The sequence below is a fragment of the Erwinia sp. JH02 genome (assembly GCF_013074405.1).
In the GTDB taxonomy this organism is placed as follows: Bacteria; Pseudomonadota; Gammaproteobacteria; order Enterobacterales; family Enterobacteriaceae; genus Erwinia; species Erwinia rhapontici.
Window position 1 is genome coordinate 13425 of the sequence record NZ_JABANZ010000017.1, and the last position, 17142, is coordinate 30566.

Sequence of the window (17142 nt, forward strand, 5' to 3'; positions counted from 1 at the left end):
GAACCCGTGGCGACAGTGCCACCACAGAGGGTATTACATGATGTTCGCAACTGACTTCGCCAGCTGCGCTTCCAGCACCGGCTGCGCCTCTTCAAACTTGAGGTTAACCTTGTTGGCGTTCGACACGACGCGGGTCTGGTACTTCAAACGGTTGCCTTCTTCGCTGCTGGTCTGCAGCTTGATACCGGAGGTGCCCTGACGCAGCGCCGCCACGTTATCGGTGGTCACGGTTGCCTTGCTGCGCTCGCTGATTTGCAGATCGGTCACCATTGCATAGTTCACGTCCTCAACCATTGCATCGGCAGCCATTCCGGCCAGCCCGGCTGCCAGCCCCACGCCCAGGATCGCTCCACCGGACGTGCTGTTATAGGCGGTAATGCCCGCACCGAGTGCGGCACCGGTGGCTGCACCTTCAAAGCCCGTACCCAGCAGGCCCTGAGCAGTGCGCAGGTCCATTTTTTCAGCCTTCAGTACGTTCGCCTGGATCCAGTAATAGGCTGCATCCGGTGATGATGTCACCGTGTAGCCTTTGTTACGCAGTTCCTGAGCAAGCAGTGGAGACAGGCCGCTCATGTCTTTGTCTGAGGTATTGCGGACTTGGATGTACACGGTTTTTTCAGAGGACGGTTCAAGCCATACGGTCTGGCTCATCTGCGTTTTGACGTCGAGGTTGCGCTTCTTAATGGCGGTTCCCATCGCGCTGCAGCCAGAAAGTACAATACATGATGCGGCAACGGCCGCCACAAAAGTATTGCGGAATTGCATGTATTTTATTCCTTGTCGGTAGATAACGGGCAGGCGTACCCGGGGCTCAGAAGGCCCTTAGTTCGATCGGTGTGGGGTGAAAAGACCCCCTCCGACGGAGTGACGGAGGGGTTATCGGCAGATTTATTGAAGACTTAAATCTTTTTAACCAGTGAGCTCAGTTTCTGTAAGAAAACACCTATTCCTAACCGGCTTATTTCCAGTCCAACAATAACGTTAACCACAATAAACAATGTCAATGTAAGCGCCGGGATTGCCACAGTGAACCACGGCGATAATCCAGACAAAATACATGAGGCGACAATCAGACCAAAAAAGAAGAAAACTGTCTTACGCGTAACTCTCTTCAAATGACGAATGATTATAGATTTTTTTCGTGCCTCTTCAGGAACTGCCATATAAGTAAGCAAATTACTGTAAGTCATAATAGAAAAAAGCAACCCAACGGCAACAGTTGCAGCTACTAAATACCACCCTTCGTTCATGAAAAAATCAAAATATCCTGACACTGAAGCAGTGTCCTTATCTGTCGAAGAGTAGAATACAACTGTACTGATTAGGCTGAAGAAAAATGAGAAGCAAGGTACGACTGCACTTCGGCTCATCAACATCCCCAGAGAAGGAATGCTCCTTTTATGAACGTTGAAACTATCCATCAGCATAGTGATATCTGCATCTACGTCTGCTGCTGTCAGATTATTCATTACCTATTTCCTTAAAAATTAAGAAACCTTTATTTCTGATTACGAAGCTTTTCAAGCTTGTCGCTGTAACTATTAGCTTCAGCCCTGTCAAAAATCGGTTTGGTTTGCTTCAGATCTTCTTCAGTACGACCAATATCATGACTTCTAACCGCTCCATGATGTTCTCCCTTTAATATATCACTGGATGCCTGAACAGTGGTTTTATTTTCTCCAGTTTTTGCACCATTTTCTCTTATGTTATCGGCATTTTCAGATCTTTGTGCTGCCACTCGTTGACCGATGTCATTTCTGATGCCGGTTCCTTCAGACTGCTGTGCAACCCGGGCCTTTGCAGCATCGAAATCGGAGGTGATATCCTGACCAGGCACCCGGCCACCGCCGTCTCGCACGTGGAATGGAGCGCCAGCAGATACAGGGGCTTCATATCCTCCACCGTTACGTCCAGGAGAATTTTCACGGACACGGGATGGTTCGCTTGTGCCAGCAGGAACGCCATAGTCCCCATTGCTTTGCACCGGCCCACCTGCACGCTGTGGTCTGTTGTTACCAGACTCGTACGCCGGGACTGGCGCGTTAACACCGGACCCCGTGACCGCCCCTCCTGCTGTCGTCATATTCGGAAGTTCAGATGGTAACGTCTCAGATGGCCGCAGCGGCGCAGAACCGGTCAGCGCCTGGGCATTGCCGTAGTTGCTCATAATTTCCGGCTTCAGTCGCTCCTCAACGAACTCGGTGGCGGCGGTTCGCGCGGAGTTGACGTTGGTCAGGATACCCTCCGCATCGTGACCATATTTGGCCGTCGTCCAGTCCACAAACTCCTGGTTGTAGTTGGCATCGAGGCTGGCGCTCTGGTTCTGCGACAGCGTGGCCATACGGCTGAACTCCTGGCTGCGGGTGCTGCTGTCGGTATACTGATGATACTGGCTTTTCGCATCGTTCAGCGTCGCCGCAAATTGCTCAACCTGAGAGTTAGACTGGTTGTCTGTATGGTTGCCTGAGTCGCTGACGCGCGTGCTGCCCACCATGTCCATGCCCTGGCGGAAGTCTTTCACCGCCTGGCTGTTTTCATCATGACGGAAGTCTCTCGATTGCGAGCCGCTATCCTGAGTGCCGTGCGAACTACCGGACGAGTGTTTCCAGTCGGAATTGACATGCCCCTCTCCGTTCACGCTGAGGCCGGTGCCCCATTTCCCAATTTTGCCAGCGATCTGGTCGCCGGAGTCCCATTTTATCTGAGCAGACCCCCCTGCCCCTGCAGACCCCTGATTGCTGATATCCATCAGCCTGTTATAGCCCTCCTGCGTCGAGATATTATGCGCCTTGCCGTAACTTTCAGCGGCCGACATCATCATGCTGGCCCCGCGCGTGGCGTTAGTCGCCAGGCTGCTGTCGCTGCCCTGCGTCAGGCTGTCACTGTTACCGGACTGTTTTGACAACTGTGACAACTGCTGGAACCCGCTGGTTACGCTGTGGTTATAGCCATCCAGTGAGGTCTGCGCCAGCTGCTGCGCCTGACGTGCCTGTTCGCTGAATCCGCTGCTGGCCAGCGAACTGAGCTTCATGCTGACCGGGAGATTCGAGATGGCCCCGCTGGTGTCATACACGTTATGTCCGTCCGACGTCTGGGTGCGCATACTGCCCCCTTCCAGCTGATGGCTCTGCTGTCCCATCCGCTGACTCAGGTTGGTGTCAAACTTGTTCGCATTGACATTATCCATCGACATATTGTTAAACGACCAGTTGCCGTCAGCCGTGGTGGACGCCTGTCCACCGGTGGCAAACGCCGCCGAACTCATGATGCCGCCCACCGCCTGCGAGGCCACTGACGCCGCCCCCTTGGTCAGGAAGAACGACAGTACCGGTATCGACATGCTGAGGTAACCCGCGATGTTGGCCACGTCGGAGTGCTGAAGCGCCACCCTGTCAGTATTGGCCAGCACTAGGTCCGTGCTCCCCGTTTTCGTCTGCAGGTAAAAGGTCGCCAGTGAATTCAGGATGGCGAACATCACCGGCCACATCTGGAAGTAAAGAAAACCGCCCGCATAAATCTTCAGCGTGTTCAGACCGAAGATGGTGTGATTGACCAGCGCCAGCGCAATCACCAGCGGGAACAGCCCAATCAGGATCAGCATCATCAGCGACTGGAACATCGGCAGCGTGCGGGTCGCAATTGTGCCACCGGCCGCCCAGCTCAGACGCTGTTTAGTCATGCTGGACTCGGTGGCCAGATTCACCAGGTTTGCCGTGTCTGATGATCTGGCCGCAAACCCTTTCCAGCCGTCGCGTACCGCTGCGTTAGTCACGTTATTACGCATGATCTGCGCCGCACTCTGGCCGCCCTTGTAAAAGAAACCATAACTTTCATCCATCGCGCTGCCCAGCAGCGCGTCGGCATTCACCCTGCTGCCAAAAATACGCGTGGCCATGTCGTGCCAGCTGGTGCCGCCGATACGGATGTCCTGTCCCATCAGCGTTTTGATGGTAGTCGCCGCCTGCAGACAGGTCACGAACTCGCGTCCGGCTGAGGTGGTCTGGTAAATACCGCGCAGGGGACTCGGGTTATTGGTGATAAGCGTCAGCGGGTCGGTGCTGTTGAGCAGCTCGTTGATGCTGTATTTCTGGTTCAGCAGAATGTCCCCGATCACACAGTTTTCCACGTAGTCGGTCAGCATCTGCGACAGCTGCGAGTTCTGCGTACGGAAATCGGAGGTCTGCGCCACGATTTGCGAACCGAACAGCATGCCGCTTTTGGTGTAGGTCAGTGAGTCCGGCCGCGACAGCGCGTAGTCATACAGCTGCGCCACGCCGAACCCCGCACTGGTCGACAGCCCGGCAATCATCGCCAGCCCCAGCGGAACGTTATCGACCTCATAAATTCCCGCCGGGTCGGTGATATCGATGATCTGCACGCTGCGCTTGGGAACCAGCAGCGCGGAGGTAATTACCATGAACACCGCCAGCCAGTGCAGGAACACCATCGGGTTACGGGATTTAATAAACGACACCACCACGCCCAGCACGCCGAAGGTGCTGACAATGCGCAGCAGCGTGTCAAATGTTGAAGATCCGATGATGGTGACCACGCCGTTGAGAACCTGACGCCACATGTCACCGCCGAAAATCGTGTAGACCTCAGTCATTGCTGTTCCCCCAGCGGTAGTTCCCCTGATACGAGGTGGAGATAATGGTGGAGACCTGCTGCTGCAGGTACTGCATGTTGCGGTCAATCCCGTCCAGCGCGTTCTGGTCTGCCGCCGACTGCAGCTTCATGTCGGCCAGCAGTCCCTGAGCATGCTGAATGTTTTCACGCAGATCGCGCGCCGCCTGCTCAGGGAAGTTCTTGCCCGCCAGCGACTGGCTGGCCTGCTTCACCAGCTCCTGCAGATACTGGATCATCAGGTCCTGCGCGATGTAGTCGGCCACCTGAACGAGATAGGTTGGTGCCATCCCCATGCTCTGCGAGTTGGTCAGATACTTGAGCACTGGCACCGACGTGGTGTTGAGGAACCCCTTCTCCTTTTCGGTCAGCCCGGTATCCTCGGTCAGCTTGGCGTTCATCGAAATCATGATGTTCCGCACCTGAATCACCAGGGCGTTGTTGGCGCTGATGGTCACGTTGCTGACGGTCGGAGCGAGGCACAGGTCCGCATCATCACAGCCGTAGATTTTGGCGGTGCCCCCGCGCATCAGGATGGTAATGATATCGCGGTTGTCGACCATCGGGGTAAGGATGGTGACCTGCCCGTCCTTGTTGAAGATGATGGAACCGACGATGCTCATCACCAGTTGCTTGAGCTCGCGATTGCCGTCGAACAGGCGGTTGCGGCCCAGCGCATCCCAGATGAGGTTTTTGTTCTTGAGGACCTGATCCTTGTCCTTATCCGACGCCCGATTGGTGACACTGTCACCCTGCCCGCCCACCGTGCAGCCCTGACGTGAAGCCGCCCAGTCGGAGAAGATGTTGTTTTCACCCGCGATGTCCTGACAGATTTTCTGGTTAGAGACCTGCGAGACGGGCCACAGGCCACCGACGATGCCCTGCGCCGCCTGACAGGAACTCATGTTCATGGAGTTGATGTCGGAGGCAATTTTTTGCAGGTAGTCTTTCACCTGCTTGAGCTGCGGTACCATCGTCTGCAGCGCAAGGTCAAACGCGTATCCTGCGGCGTTGGACATGATCTGCTTACCAAAGCGCTGAATTTCCGCGCCGCTGATAAAGGAAAATGCGCCCAGGTAGGCGTCAATGCCACCACATCCGGAGTTCAGCGAAGGAACCTGCATCGAGATAAGCTGCACCTGCTTGACGGGATTGCGCAGGTAGATGGAGCCACCGGTCATGTAACCTGCCGCCTGCCCCTGCCAGGCCTGTGCCTTGCTGACGTTGCCGTCATAGCCCAGGCTGCCGAAGAAGCCGTTCAGATCACCGTTAACGTCGGCCAGTGCCGGTGTACTGATACCCAGCGCCAGAGCCAAACTCACCACAACTTTTCGAAATTTCATACATCCTCCCCGGCTAACAGCCCGGTATCTGTAAACACATGACGACGGAGCACAATGCTGACCAGTGCGCCGCAGGCAAAGCCGCCCGCCAGCGACAGAAGAAAAATTAGCGGATAGTCCCGCAGGCCGCTCAACAGACGCCCCTCCGGGGAGTCAAAACGCAACCGACCGGAATCAACGACCGGCCGGATGAGTTCAGCGGCAATAAAGGCGTAAAGCGCCGCACTGGCCAGCCATGAAGCGCAGACGAGCAGCAGCACCTGTTCAGTGCGCGTGAGCGCGAACGGTCTGGAATACATACGTGTTTTTCCAAAGGGTGCGGCGGTGCCGCCATGAAGGTTACTGCGGGGTCATGCCCTGACTGGACGGTACGGGACCAAACTGGTCGGCAGAGACGTGGTCAAGGTCGGCCTCAATCATCTGCGCTACGCGGCTGCTCAGCGTCGACATATCCGTATCCCCCTGAATCAGCGGGTAGGCAGCATTGGTGTTCACGTTAACCATAAAGGTCGTCGGCGTGGCAATCGGCAGTCCGTTTCCGAAGAAGGTCATGATCTCCCCGGCCAGCGGTTCGTTGGGCCCGGCCTTGCGCGGCACCAGCGGGTGCGGAAACGAGGCGTCACCGTTGCCGTCCAGCGTGTAGGGATAGACCTTCATTCCGTTCTCCCCCGCCCAGCTTTTCAACTTCGGGTCGAACTTTGCGCTGTACTCGCAGTGCTGCTGCATGAACACCACCAAGGCGTAGTTGTTGAGATCAACCTGACGCCCGTCCTGCAGCATCATGGGGCGCGGCACCCGCGCCAGCGGTCCGGTCGGAAAACCCGGCAGCAGCTGCGGGGGGTTCTGTGCCTTAGCGGCCTCCAGCGCCGCAATCTCATCGGCCACGCTGGCCTGTGACAGGGCGGGAAGTGCCAGCAAAATCAGTGCAAGGATCGCTTTCATCGCCCGCTCTCCCGTTTATGAGGAGCAGGGTGGCGGTCACGCCATTCGGTCACTAGGCAGGTGATCACGGCAGCAGCCAGGAAGATACCCGCCAGCAGTCCGAGGATGTTCTGGGTGCTGCTCACCGACCAGTCGAGCAGCTGGCGCAGGCAGTTGAGCACGATACCCGACAGGAACAGGATGATGACGGCGTTGATGTTTCTCATACGCCCTCCCCGCGCCGGGCGCGTTTTTTGGGGATCAAAAATACCCAGAACGCATATATCAGTCCGCTCAGCAGAACCACCGACGTATATAAGTTATGCAAAGTCACATCAGAGGCCTTGATCCAGTCCGAACGACTCTGGAGATGACGCGTACACGTTAAGGGCTTTGCCACTCGCAGGGTCGACGGCATCGTTATGGGTTTTGATACTGGCAGAGATGGAACTGACAACGCCGCCCGGTGACTGTCATCATGACTGCAGGCCCAGACTTTATCTGCCGGCGCATCACGAACCAGTTGTTCCGCATTCCGGAGAATTTCCTCATTCACGGAGGGCTGGGTGAGCATTAACAGACCTGTCAGCATCACGCCCGGACCGACCAGCAAGGAATAAACACCCATTTTAAGTGCTGACGCGCCCGCACGCGCAGCATGAGATAATGTAAACATGAGTACCTCTCAAAAGTTAGGTTTGAAGCCGGTGGCCACGTTCAGAAATCGTTTCGCCAGGTCATCCTGGGTCATGAAGCCGTACGCCAGCGGTCGGTAGTTACGCGACTTCGGCTCCACCAGGAACAGCGCAGGGAAGTGGTCGATGCCCATCGCCCGGCTTTGCCCGTTGTCCGGGCGACTGTCCGGTACCTGCGGTGACACCGTGCCGTCCACGCTGACCGGAATAAGCGCGATGTTGCGCGTGCGCGCAAAGTCTGCCACCACGCCCGCCATCTGTGCGTCAATCGGGTCCTGTCCACGGTAGAAGTAGAACAGTCCGTAGGCGCCTGACAGTTTCGCAATCGCCTGCACCTGCTGCTCCTGTTCTTTCGCCTGCTGAATCGGCACCGTGCTGTTGTAGTGCGGGTGCTCAAGGTTGTAGTCCAGGTCAGGATGATTCAGCTGCGCCACGGCAAATGACTGGCTGAACATCGATGCCCGGTCGGTCCAGAACTTCTGCCAGCGCAGGAACGTCGCGGTGTTTTCACTGGTCGGGTACAGGATGGCGCGGTCCAGCGCCTCCTGCGTGAACCGCTTCAGGATCTTCGCCTGTTCCCCGGGGGAGAGCTGGCTGAGGTCCGGCACCTTCTCCGTGGGCTTTGGCGGCGGTGAAGGCTTCACCGGTGGCGCTTTTTTCGGTTCGTTATACCAGTGCCAGCCGGTAAACGGTTCAGCCGGGGTGACCACCTCATGCGTCCCCGGGTCGGGGGCTTCCTCTGCCCGTGCCGGCAGCACGCAAAGCGCCGCCAGCAGCATCAGTATCCGTTTCATTTACTGCTCCCCGTCGTCTGCTGGTTAACCTGTGCGGCGATACGTTCTTTTGCGATCTTCGTCATCGCTTCCGTATCAGGGATTTTCTGGTTATCCATGAGGTCACTGTAGAAGTCGCTGAAGTTGATTTTGTCGAAGTTGATCGCCTGAAGTTCAGGGACGGTTATCCCTCTGCAGTTCGGGTCATCACCTTCACCGAAGCTGATGTGCAGCTGATCCCGACGGCCCTGTTCCTGAATGATGCGGGCGAGCTTGCCACCGAACACACAGTAGACCTGCTTTTTCTGGATGCAGATGCCGGCGACCTTATGATTGCAGGCTTCACCGACTAAAACCGTCACCTTCTTCGCCTTCGCCTTGCCGATGGCCATCTCCTCGCTGCTGCAGTTGGCCACCCCGGCACTGTTGCCCCAGCCGGAGTCCACGCAGCAGTTTGAGAAGCCCGCCATCGCCTTTCGGCACGCCATGCTCTGCCCGGTAAACGCTTTAATGTCGATCTGGTCCCCGTTCTTTACGTCATCGCCGGCGGAGGCCAGCCCGGCCAGTTTCGCCACGGCGAGATCAAACCCGCTGTCCCCGGCACCGTCTGTGCCGCCGCAGTCGCCGGTCTTGCAGAAGTAGTCATCCCCGCACAGCAGGCCGCCGGAAGTGTACGTCTTCTGACACTGCCAGGTTTCAGACTGGTGGGTACACACGCCGCCGTCCGTCTGCGTACAGGCTGTGCCAGAACGGGTACAGTTTTTGTCATTCATCAGCGTGCTGCATGTGCCGGTTGAAGTGGTGGGGGTAATGTACGTGTCTGAATATTCCCAGCAGTCGCTTGTCTCGGTGTAGGTTTTACCATCCTGCGTGATTGACCGCGTTCCCCCGGGGTCCACGCAGGTGGTTTCTTTCTGCGCTATTGCGGTGCTCTTATCAAACCCGCAGCTTTCACTCCAGCCGACGGACGACTTGGTCGTGTCGCGTTCGACCAGGAAGGGGACGGTGACTTTAATAACAAATCTTCCGGAATTCACGCTGCTGATAATCGTGTCCCGGTAGCTGTCTTCATGCCCGTCGGTATTGGAGCGAACGCGCACGCTGACAATGTCACCTTTTGCGACCTTAAATGTCGTAAAATTCATGCTCCCGGAGCGGTTGTAATTCAGGTTGCGTGACCCATTTCTGAAGCTCACCGTATAGTCCAGACGGCCGCCGTGGTAACCGGAATCACTGGGATAGCCAAAGCTGGCCGTTCCCGAAGAAATCGTTCCCCCTTCTTTCATGACGAAGTCATACCGGACCACCCAGTTAGCTTCCCGGACTACAGAACCCTCACGCGCATTGAGAACCAGCGTGGTTTTTTGTGTTTCCTTACTGCCCGTCAGAACGATGCCTGCCGTTCTGCCACAGGTCTGAACCACTGCCACATCACGATCGCAACTGTAGTCCTGGAACGTCGTTTTGCTGACGACTTTTTCCGTGCATTGCGCACTGGTGCCATCAACCATCGTCCCGGCATTGGCCTCCGCGTTCTTACCCGTCTGGATATAGTCGGCGTTCGGGTCAAGGGTGACGGGCGGATTTTTCGTTGCCGAATCGGTCACCGCCTTTCCGGCATCACCGTTGGTGAATTCCGCAAGCCCTTTATCGCTGATACCGCCATCTCCCCCCTGTACGCCACCGTAGTACCCTGTTTGTGGCGGACTGGACGTATAACCCGGAATGAAGGAAGACGGGTCACCGCCCGACAGCGCGCCGGTGCCCTGCCCGCTATTGCTCTTTCCCGTGCTGGCCCCGTCCTTATACGCATCGCTCACCGGATCCGCGTGAACCAGCGGGCATAACAGCAACAGCAGGGAAATGACGGCTTTTTTCATTTTGCATTCTCCAGAAGCTGACGTGCCGTGGCCCCGCATTCACCGCGTTCGGCCACGTTCTTCAGCGCTTCTGCCAGCGGCAGGCTGCCCCGGATAATGTCGAAGTGGCCGGGGCAGGTGACGACAAGAGCAGGCACGGCGCTGACGTTGTATTTCTGATAAAGGGTCGGTTCGATCTGCACGCCCAGCGTGTTGTCTTCTTTCGCGATATCAAACATGGCCGATGCGGTTTTGCGAAAGTCGTTATCAATCAGCCCCCGGATGGTGGCCGGAATGCCGAACCGCCGTGCATCGGACAGCATAGGCTTCAGCCCCTCCGGCGGGATGGAGAAGCTGACGAAGTACACGGCAGGCGGCGTGACGTCGGGTCTGTCATCACCGGACTGGCTGGCGGCGATCTGCGCCTGCAGGTCGTTAACCCTGTCCTGCTGGGCAGGCGGCAGCGTCACCGTCTGCCCCATCAGCGTGTTCTGAAACTCCTTCAGCTCTTTCTGCTGCTGCTTCATCCAGGCGACGTCGCCCGGGTTCACTGAGGGCTGCTCTGCCGCGAAGGTGGAAAATGCGCAGGCAAGCAGCGCGCTGCAGCACAGCGCGCGGGTAAGTTTTGCATTCATGACATAGCCTCAGGTGTAGACGCAGTTGCGTTTGCGCCAGATGAGATAACCGAACGATTTTTTAGTGGTCGGGGGGTTATGAACCGAACCCCATATCTGGGTGCTGGCCCCGAAGGCATGACAGGACGCCACATCAGGCACCATGTTCACCATCTGATACCGCCATCGCTCTTTCGGAATAATGGGGGACGGATAGGAGTAGCAGACCGCAAAGTCGGCGCCGACTGTGTTTTGTACCAGCCCCTCCCGGTGCAACTTGAACGCCATGCGCTCCGTCACCTGAACTGATGCCTCCAGCGGGGAGTACTCGCTGCTGACAGTGCCGGTCAGCGGGTACATGGAACCCTGCGCGCCGGCGCACCAGAACAGGGGTGAGAGTGGATAGCTGGCTGAACTGGAAATCGCGTCTGCCGCACAGGCCCCCTGTGCCAGCAGGTTGCCAAACAGGGCCGCCTCCGGGTTGATAATCATCGAGAGCGTGTCATCGCCCCACATCGGATCGACCTCGGACAGGTAACCGATGTCCATATCACCGGTCTGCATGCAGCCTTCGCTGGTGATGATGTTCAGCCAGTAAATCAGCGGGTACTTGTACCAGTGAACGTGGTAGAACCCGCCGGCAACGGGCCGGTCGCTCTGCCCGGCTGTGCCTGTGCCCACCTTACCCAAGTCGATCTTGAAGCCGCCCATGTTGACCATGACGCCCGGCTCACGGGTGACGTCGGTCATGGCCATCGGCTCCCAGTACCCGATGGCCAGCCCGATGCGATAGAAAATCCCGTAAGGGCAGATCTGGATCGGGGAAGCCGGGTTCGAGGTGTCGGGCTGTGGCCCCGCCGCCAGCGGGATGCTGCCGAGCGACATCGGGAACAGGCAGGTCCAGCAGACGTCGCTGATGGGGTTAACCCAGCGCCCTTCTCCGGCATTGGTGACGGCCGCACTTGCAGTATGGGACAGCAGCCCGGCGCACAGGACCGTCAGCGCCAGCAGAAATCGTTTCATGAAGCAGTATCCTCATCCGTCAGGGCGCGAAGCCAGAGGCAGACGGGTCCGGCCGGCGTGTCATGAATGGATCCGACAAACCAGGCTTTACCCGGTGGCACCGGCGTCCACGCGCTGAAGTCGGTAAAGCCGTTGTCGTAGGCCGCCATCATCTCGTCGGAGACCTCGTTTTCCATCCAGCTGGCGGCGCTGCGAAGACGGTGGCTTTTCAGCCAGGCGGCAAACTCTGCTTCCAGCGCCGGTCCGCTTTCATTCTCAGGAATAAAGAAGTCCGGGTGCGTCCAGCAGCCGGAGTCATCACGCAGCACGGGCTGGGCGATAATCGCTTTTGTGATTGTCATGATCGGGTATCCGTAAGGTGTCGGGACAGGTCTGCCCGGCAGGAAAGGGGTATCTGTTACAGCGCAGCGCCGGTAGCGGTACGTTTTTTTTCTAAAGCAGCCCTGCGACGCAGCCAGATGCACACGGCGCCCTGCTGCGTATCGTGAAGGGAACCGATAAACCAGCCACTTCCCTGAGGCATTGCGGGTTGCCAGCGACTGATGTCTCCGTCGCTCAGCTGGTACGTACGCATCAGCTCAGGCGGCACTTCTTCACGCATCCACCGGATGCTGCATTCCAGCTGCTGCGCTGCCAGCCAGGCGTTGAACTCGCCCGGCCCTTCCGCGTCGCCATCAGGAATAAAATAGTGCGGATGGGTCCAGCAGCCGTCCCGGCTGCGCTGCAGCTGAACGGCTTCGATGCGTGAAACATTCACGAGTGACGCCTCCTGGTCAGGTTAAAAAAGGCACCGCGTCAGGTTCCCGGCTGAGGCGGAGCGCAACGCAGTGAGCACCGAACAGCCGGGAATATGAGGCGGAATTGACTCACCGGTTCAGTTAATTTCATTTCAATGCCACTTCATCCACTTTGAGAACACGCCCGTCCCGGCTGATACGCACCGGCGTATGGGTAAAGCCGAACTTCGTGGTCAGTACGCCCGACTGGTCAAAGTACACAGGCTCGTCCAGGGTATCGCTGGTTTCCTTAATGTTGCCGTTCACCAGGATCACCTTGAAGTTCATCTGACCGCTTACCTGCTTTTTCACCCAGGCCACCTGGTCGCGGTTATCTCCGTCGAGGAAGTACAGCACCTCGCTGAACGGCACGCGGTCAAGCGGGTTCACCTGGTCACCCTGCCTGGCGATCACCCGGCCCTGCATGTCCTTAATCGTTTCCCGGACGGTGAAGGTCGGGTCAAAAGCAAAGCTGCGTGACGTGATGGCCGGAGACAGTCCGGCCACCGGTGTGGGCCGCACGGCGTGCGCTTTCACTCTCGCCTCGGTTTCCCGCTGCATTTTCGCCATTTCCCCGCTGTCCTCCATCGCCTGCAGACGCTGTTTGATAAACGTCAGCAGGTCAGGCTCTGCGATGGTAAACAGGTGACCGGTGGTGCCGAGGTCGCGGGCAGACGCCCCGGCACTCAGCAGACTGAGCAGGAGCAGAAATACCATCCTTTTCTTCATGGATCCTCCTGCATCCGCCGGGCAATGTCGGCCTGTATCTCCGGTGTAATATCCAGCGTGGGCTGCACGACCGCGCCCGCCACCAGGATAAGGTCATTGTGCGCGGCCATGTACGCGCTCAGGCTGTCGTTCAGCGCACGGCTGAACCGTTCCGTCATCTCCCGGGCGGTGTTTTCGTCCAGGGCTTTTTGCGCGGCCTGCTGTTTGAACACGTCAATGGTATTTTTCATATCAAACACCACCGTCTCGCGCTGCATGTGCTGCACAACCAGCGCACTGACCCCGGCGCAGCACGCCAGCAGCAGCAGGGATGCGCCGGCGAAGGCGGCCAGAGTGCGCTGACTGAACCCCGCGCGTGGCTGACGGACCGATACGTCCGGGGCAGGTGCGTTCTGCCGCCTGTTGTGAAACCGCGACCGGCGGGGAGGCACCGTCACGCCCCTGCGGACGTCATCGCCCTCCCGCCGGGCGTTCGTTTTGTCACTCACAATGCCACCTCCTCAGTTTCATTTTTTATCAACCCTGCCCACAGCTGCAGTTCGTGCATTTCCTGCTGATACCTGTCCGGTTCGCAGGCCAGCAGCCAGGCAGCCTCCTCACTGGTGGCACCGTACTCTTTCTGCACGTTATCCATAAACTGGAAGTCATCACCGCGCGTGCTGAACATGGCGCGCGTGACAGGATCGACGAACACCCGGTGAAACGAGCTGTTCTCCCCGGTCGAGATCATCACCGAACTGAAGCCGGTGTCCTTCGCGGGCTGGAACCCGCGTATAACCTGCGTTTCCATTTCTGAGAACTGGTCGGGGTTGGCATTCAGGTACGTTTTGAAGGCTTTGGCGTCCTGAAGCAGGGTTATTTTGGTCCCGCTGCAGTCCCACGCCGCTGCCGCTGCCGGCGGTGCCGCCTGGTCTTTGGTGCCGGTGAAGTCCTTGATACCCTGAGTGATGGTAATGAAGGCACCCTTATGGCGGCGCACCGTGCGGTAGCCGGTTTCAATGAAGCGGGCGGCGTGCGGGTTCTTCCCGCTGAACAGGCGCCAGGCCTCATCGATGATGGCGACCTTTTTGAGGTCACGCGGCGAGTGGTACATTTTTTCCTGAATCGCCAGGATGAGCGAGTACAGGATGGCCGACAGCAGCTGAGGCCGGCTTTCCAGGCTCAGAAGCTCCAGCACCGAGAAGCGGGTATCGCCGTCCAGCGTCGGATTATCGGAGTTAAAGTATTCCCCGTTCGCCCCCCACGTACACCACGGGTCGAGCAGCAGGACCAGCTCGTTGATGCGGTTCATGATCGTCGTCTGTTCGCTGTACTGCCCCTTCACCTCTGCGGACGTAAGGTAACCCACCACGTCGTCGATGCGCGCCTTGTTTGCTTTCGCCGCCCAGGCCGCCATCACGCCCTTCAGCAGCACGGCTTCGCTCACCTCGTCCAGCGTGCCCTCCGGGCTGGCCAGCACGGTGAGCAGCCCGGTGATGCCTTCCGCCGACTCGTTGATGCTGGTCACGTTGGCGAACGGGTTGAAGCGCAGCGTGGCGCCGTCGAGATACACCCCGCCTGCCTGCCGGCAGAAGTTTTTGTAACTGCCCCCCATGTCGATAACCCAGGCGAAACCGCCCGCATTCAGCACCTGACGCAGGATTTCCTGAATGAAGAAGCTCTTGCCCGCTCCGGACGTCCCGGTCACGCCAATATTGAAGTTAGCGCTGCCGTTGCTCTCGCTGAACATGTCAAAGAATGACAGCTGATTGCGATAGGTTGGCAGGGCACTGCCGGACGGTGACATCTGGCGTTCGGCCACCACAGGCATCAGGTTAACGGCGTTAAAACTCTTGCAGCGCAGCGTCGCGCCCATGTGCACCATGTCCTCCCACAGCCCCTCCTGCATCATGAACGGCAGGGTACTGAGCCAGTTGCGCAGCTGCTGGAAGCGCGGGGCGGAGATTTCCAGGTCGTTCTTGCGGAATACGTTGATGGCGGACAGCTCACACGCCTGCTGCTCGCTGTCGGTATCGGGCGTGAACAGCGTCAGGTTCAGGGTGACGTCGCACATGGCAATCTCATTGCTCGCCAGCCCCTGGCGCAGGTCGCGCCACTCTTCGTAAGCACGCTGCGTCCCCGGAAACAGCTTGCCGTAGGACGTTGCGGCCTTCTTGCCCAGGTCCTGCTCTTTCCTGAACGCATCGTTCTGACTTTTCACCTGGTCTTCGACGCAGACCGTCCAGCTGAGGATGTAGGGACACGGAATGCCCAGATCCGGAAAACGCATGTTCTGCAGGTTGTCAGCTCCCTGCCACAGCGCGAACTGCGCCGGGGCTTTGGTCAGCTGCATGCTTACGATGCGCGTACTGGCCACCGCCGCATCCCGCCCGTCACCGATGATGCGGTCTTCCGGCTGCCGGGCGGTGGTCATGCGAAGATGGCCGGGATGGACCTCCAGTTCGGTACTGTGGTCGACGCACTGACGGTGCAGCTCCTGCTCCGGGTTCCAGTGGCCTGAGCTGCGGGTGACCTGACCGGGGCGGTAGTTCAGCTGCTCGCGCATCACGGAGAGGAACTCCGGCACGTCGACGCGCCGGGTGTCCATGTGCGCCGCCAGCAGCGACACGCGCAGCGTTTCCCGCAGCTGCGCGACCTTGTCCATCGAGCGGATGCCCGTTTTGCCCGGCAGCGCATACACCAGGAAAACCCGGTAGTTACGCAGGTACAGCGGGAACTCGCGTTCGTTTTTGAGCCCCATCAGCGCGGCGCGCTCCCAGTAGGCGCGGGTGATGGCGTTCAGCTTGAGGGCATGCTCGCCCTTCCACATGTCTTTGCTGAGGCCCTGCTCCAGCATCTCACCGACGCACTTACTGGCAACCAGCACGACGGAAACGGGCGTCTTGCGAGGCATTTTTTTGCGGATAAGGTCGTCCAGCGCCTGTACCACCTGCTGGTTGGCCCCGGCCAGCGGTGCCACCTCCATGATAAATCCCACGGAGCGGCTGTTAATGAAGAGGTCGCTTTTTTCATCGTACATGCGATAGGGCAGCAGGCTGGTGAGGGAGGGATAGCTGAAGTTCTGGCGCAGCATGCTGGCCGCCGCCTTCGCGCCGCCTTCATCCTTACTGCCGGCGAAGATGCCCGCCAGCTGGTTAATCAGGGAATTGCTCATGGTTACTCTCCGTCGCTGATGACGCGGAAGTCTTCATCCCAGCGTGATTTTTTCTTCACGAACTCAACCACGGCGGGCTGATGGAAACTGTCCTGTTCGTCAACCCAGGGGGCTATCCACAGGCGCTGGGTGGCGTCAGGAATGCGCAGTGCGTTAACGCGTCCGGCGCTGGCGTAATCAGTGGGTGTGATCGTTGCAGCCGCAGCTTTAACCGGGACTGACGATGTGCGGAGGGCATTGCCCGGTGTTACCGCTGGCGCACTCATGACTGGACGTGGTGCCAGGGTCGCCACGCTCACCTTACGGTCTGATGATACGGCCGGGCGGCTGTTCGGGAGCGTGGCCAGCGCCTCACCGGCAGGCTTTGGGCTGGCGTCTTTCTCCACGGAAAGGTCATCGAGGCTTCTGCCCTTTGCCGCCAGCTTGCTGGCGTCAGCCATCGACAGGCACTGGTCGGTGGTGGTTTTGTTGCAGTCGAAATCCGAGTTCATACCGGCGCAGCCAGTGAGTGCGGCGCACAGCAGTGCGCCACCGAGTAGTTTGTACATGGTGTTATCTCCGGATGCGGCCGGGCCGCGTTCATGTGTGATTAAGAAAAAGGAGGGACAGGGTTCAGGGACGCGTGTCTT

General features: G+C 58.4%; 18 protein-coding genes. All 18 read right to left on the reverse strand.

What is annotated here, in order from left to right:
• Positions 1-33 precede the first annotated feature (33 nt).
• Positions 34-765 carry a complement resistance protein TraT gene (gene traT, locus HHI26_RS23875; RefSeq protein WP_171149825.1) on the reverse strand — a complete coding sequence of 244 codons (732 nt, stop codon included), beginning with the start codon at positions 763-765 and terminating at the stop codon, positions 34-36.
• 134 nt (positions 766-899) lie between these two features.
• Positions 900-1469, reverse strand: a complete 570-nt coding sequence (locus HHI26_RS23880; protein ID WP_171149826.1) for a hypothetical protein — start codon at positions 1467-1469, stop codon at positions 900-902.
• Between the two features lie 29 nt (positions 1470-1498).
• Positions 1499-4609, reverse strand: a complete 3111-nt coding sequence (gene traG / locus HHI26_RS23885; protein ID WP_171149827.1) for a conjugal transfer mating-pair stabilization protein TraG — start codon at positions 4607-4609, stop codon at positions 1499-1501.
• On the reverse strand, positions 4602-5969 hold the full coding sequence (traH, locus tag HHI26_RS23890) for a conjugal transfer pilus assembly protein TraH (protein ID WP_171149828.1): 1368 nt from the start codon (positions 5967-5969) through the stop codon (positions 4602-4604). The genes traG and traH overlap by 8 nt, the downstream gene beginning before the upstream one ends.
• Entirely contained in the window at positions 5966-6268 is a 303-nt protein-coding gene (locus HHI26_RS23895; RefSeq protein ID WP_171149829.1) for a hypothetical protein, read from the reverse strand. The genes traH and HHI26_RS23895 overlap by 4 nt, the downstream gene beginning before the upstream one ends.
• A 40-nt stretch (positions 6269-6308) precedes the next feature.
• Positions 6309-6911 carry an F-type conjugal transfer protein TrbB gene (gene trbB, locus HHI26_RS23900; RefSeq protein ID WP_171149830.1) on the reverse strand — a complete coding sequence of 201 codons (603 nt, stop codon included), beginning with the start codon at positions 6909-6911 and terminating at the stop codon, positions 6309-6311.
• Positions 6908-7117, reverse strand: coding sequence for a hypothetical protein (locus tag HHI26_RS23905; protein ID WP_118666150.1), 210 nt, complete (start codon positions 7115-7117; stop codon positions 6908-6910). The genes trbB and HHI26_RS23905 overlap by 4 nt, the downstream gene beginning before the upstream one ends.
• Positions 7114-7566, reverse strand: coding sequence for a hypothetical protein (locus tag HHI26_RS23910; protein WP_171149831.1), 453 nt, complete (start codon positions 7564-7566; stop codon positions 7114-7116). The genes HHI26_RS23905 and HHI26_RS23910 overlap by 4 nt, the downstream gene beginning before the upstream one ends.
• 9 nt (positions 7567-7575) lie before the next feature.
• Positions 7576-8379 carry a type-F conjugative transfer system pilin assembly protein TraF gene (gene traF, locus HHI26_RS23915; protein WP_171149832.1) on the reverse strand — a complete coding sequence of 268 codons (804 nt, stop codon included), beginning with the start codon at positions 8377-8379 and terminating at the stop codon, positions 7576-7578.
• Entirely contained in the window at positions 8376-10238 is a 1863-nt protein-coding gene (gene traN, locus HHI26_RS23920) for a type-F conjugative transfer system mating-pair stabilization protein TraN (RefSeq protein WP_171149833.1), read from the reverse strand. The genes traF and traN overlap by 4 nt, the downstream gene beginning before the upstream one ends.
• Complete coding sequence (gene trbC, locus HHI26_RS23925; protein WP_171149834.1) at positions 10235-10852, reverse strand: type-F conjugative transfer system pilin assembly protein TrbC; 618 nt, start codon at positions 10850-10852, stop codon at positions 10235-10237. The genes traN and trbC overlap by 4 nt, the downstream gene beginning before the upstream one ends.
• Positions 10853-10861: 9 nt before the next feature.
• Positions 10862-11854, reverse strand: coding sequence for a conjugal transfer pilus assembly protein TraU (traU, locus tag HHI26_RS23930; RefSeq protein ID WP_171149835.1), 993 nt, complete (start codon positions 11852-11854; stop codon positions 10862-10864).
• Positions 11851-12195, reverse strand: a complete 345-nt coding sequence (locus HHI26_RS23935) for a hypothetical protein (RefSeq protein WP_171149836.1) — start codon at positions 12193-12195, stop codon at positions 11851-11853. The genes traU and HHI26_RS23935 overlap by 4 nt, the downstream gene beginning before the upstream one ends.
• 56 nt (positions 12196-12251) lie before the next feature.
• Positions 12252-12611: a hypothetical protein gene (locus HHI26_RS23940; protein ID WP_171149837.1), complete on the reverse strand. Its 360-nt coding sequence runs from the start codon at positions 12609-12611 to the stop codon at positions 12252-12254.
• A gap of 127 nt (positions 12612-12738) precedes the next feature.
• Positions 12739-13359, reverse strand: coding sequence for a type-F conjugative transfer system protein TraW (gene traW, locus HHI26_RS23945; RefSeq protein WP_171149838.1), 621 nt, complete (start codon positions 13357-13359; stop codon positions 12739-12741).
• Complete coding sequence (trbI, locus tag HHI26_RS25700; RefSeq protein WP_346775713.1) at positions 13356-13847, reverse strand: type-F conjugative transfer system protein TrbI; 492 nt, start codon at positions 13845-13847, stop codon at positions 13356-13358. Before trbI ends, traW begins: the two co-directional genes overlap by 4 nt.
• On the reverse strand, positions 13844-16513 hold the full coding sequence (gene traC, locus HHI26_RS23955; RefSeq protein WP_171149839.1) for a type IV secretion system protein TraC: 2670 nt from the start codon (positions 16511-16513) through the stop codon (positions 13844-13846). Before traC ends, trbI begins: the two co-directional genes overlap by 4 nt.
• A 2-nt stretch (positions 16514-16515) precedes the next feature.
• Complete coding sequence (gene traV, locus HHI26_RS23960) at positions 16516-17061, reverse strand: type IV conjugative transfer system lipoprotein TraV (protein WP_171149840.1); 546 nt, start codon at positions 17059-17061, stop codon at positions 16516-16518.
• Positions 17062-17142 lie beyond the last annotated feature (81 nt).

Excerpts from the sequence above, each read along its gene's own strand:
- traT (WP_171149825.1), bottom strand. The coding sequence starts at position 765 with ATGCAATTCCGCAATACTTTTGTGGCGGCCGTTGCCGCATCATGTATT.
- HHI26_RS23880 (WP_171149826.1), bottom strand. The coding sequence starts at position 1,469 with ATGAATAATCTGACAGCAGCAGACGTAGATGCAGATATCACTATGCTG.
- traG (WP_171149827.1), bottom strand. The coding sequence starts at position 4,609 with ATGACTGAGGTCTACACGATTTTCGGCGGTGACATGTGGCGTCAGGTT.
- traH (WP_171149828.1), bottom strand. The coding sequence starts at position 5,969 with ATGAAATTTCGAAAAGTTGTGGTGAGTTTGGCTCTGGCGCTGGGTATC.
- HHI26_RS23895 (WP_171149829.1), bottom strand. The coding sequence starts at position 6,268 with ATGTATTCCAGACCGTTCGCGCTCACGCGCACTGAACAGGTGCTGCTG.
- trbB (WP_171149830.1), bottom strand. The coding sequence starts at position 6,911 with ATGAAAGCGATCCTTGCACTGATTTTGCTGGCACTTCCCGCCCTGTCA.
- HHI26_RS23905 (WP_118666150.1), bottom strand. The coding sequence starts at position 7,117 with ATGAGAAACATCAACGCCGTCATCATCCTGTTCCTGTCGGGTATCGTG.
- HHI26_RS23910 (WP_171149831.1), bottom strand. The coding sequence starts at position 7,566 with ATGTTTACATTATCTCATGCTGCGCGTGCGGGCGCGTCAGCACTTAAA.
- traF (WP_171149832.1), bottom strand. The coding sequence starts at position 8,379 with ATGAAACGGATACTGATGCTGCTGGCGGCGCTTTGCGTGCTGCCGGCA.
- traN (WP_171149833.1), bottom strand. The coding sequence starts at position 10,238 with ATGAAAAAAGCCGTCATTTCCCTGCTGTTGCTGTTATGCCCGCTGGTT.
- trbC (WP_171149834.1), bottom strand. The coding sequence starts at position 10,852 with ATGAATGCAAAACTTACCCGCGCGCTGTGCTGCAGCGCGCTGCTTGCC.
- traU (WP_171149835.1), bottom strand. The coding sequence starts at position 11,854 with ATGAAACGATTTCTGCTGGCGCTGACGGTCCTGTGCGCCGGGCTGCTG.
- HHI26_RS23935 (WP_171149836.1), bottom strand. The coding sequence starts at position 12,195 with ATGACAATCACAAAAGCGATTATCGCCCAGCCCGTGCTGCGTGATGAC.
- traW (WP_171149838.1), bottom strand. The coding sequence starts at position 13,359 with ATGAAGAAAAGGATGGTATTTCTGCTCCTGCTCAGTCTGCTGAGTGCC.
- traC (WP_171149839.1), bottom strand. The coding sequence starts at position 16,513 with ATGAGCAATTCCCTGATTAACCAGCTGGCGGGCATCTTCGCCGGCAGT.
- traV (WP_171149840.1), bottom strand. The coding sequence starts at position 17,061 with ATGTACAAACTACTCGGTGGCGCACTGCTGTGCGCCGCACTCACTGGC.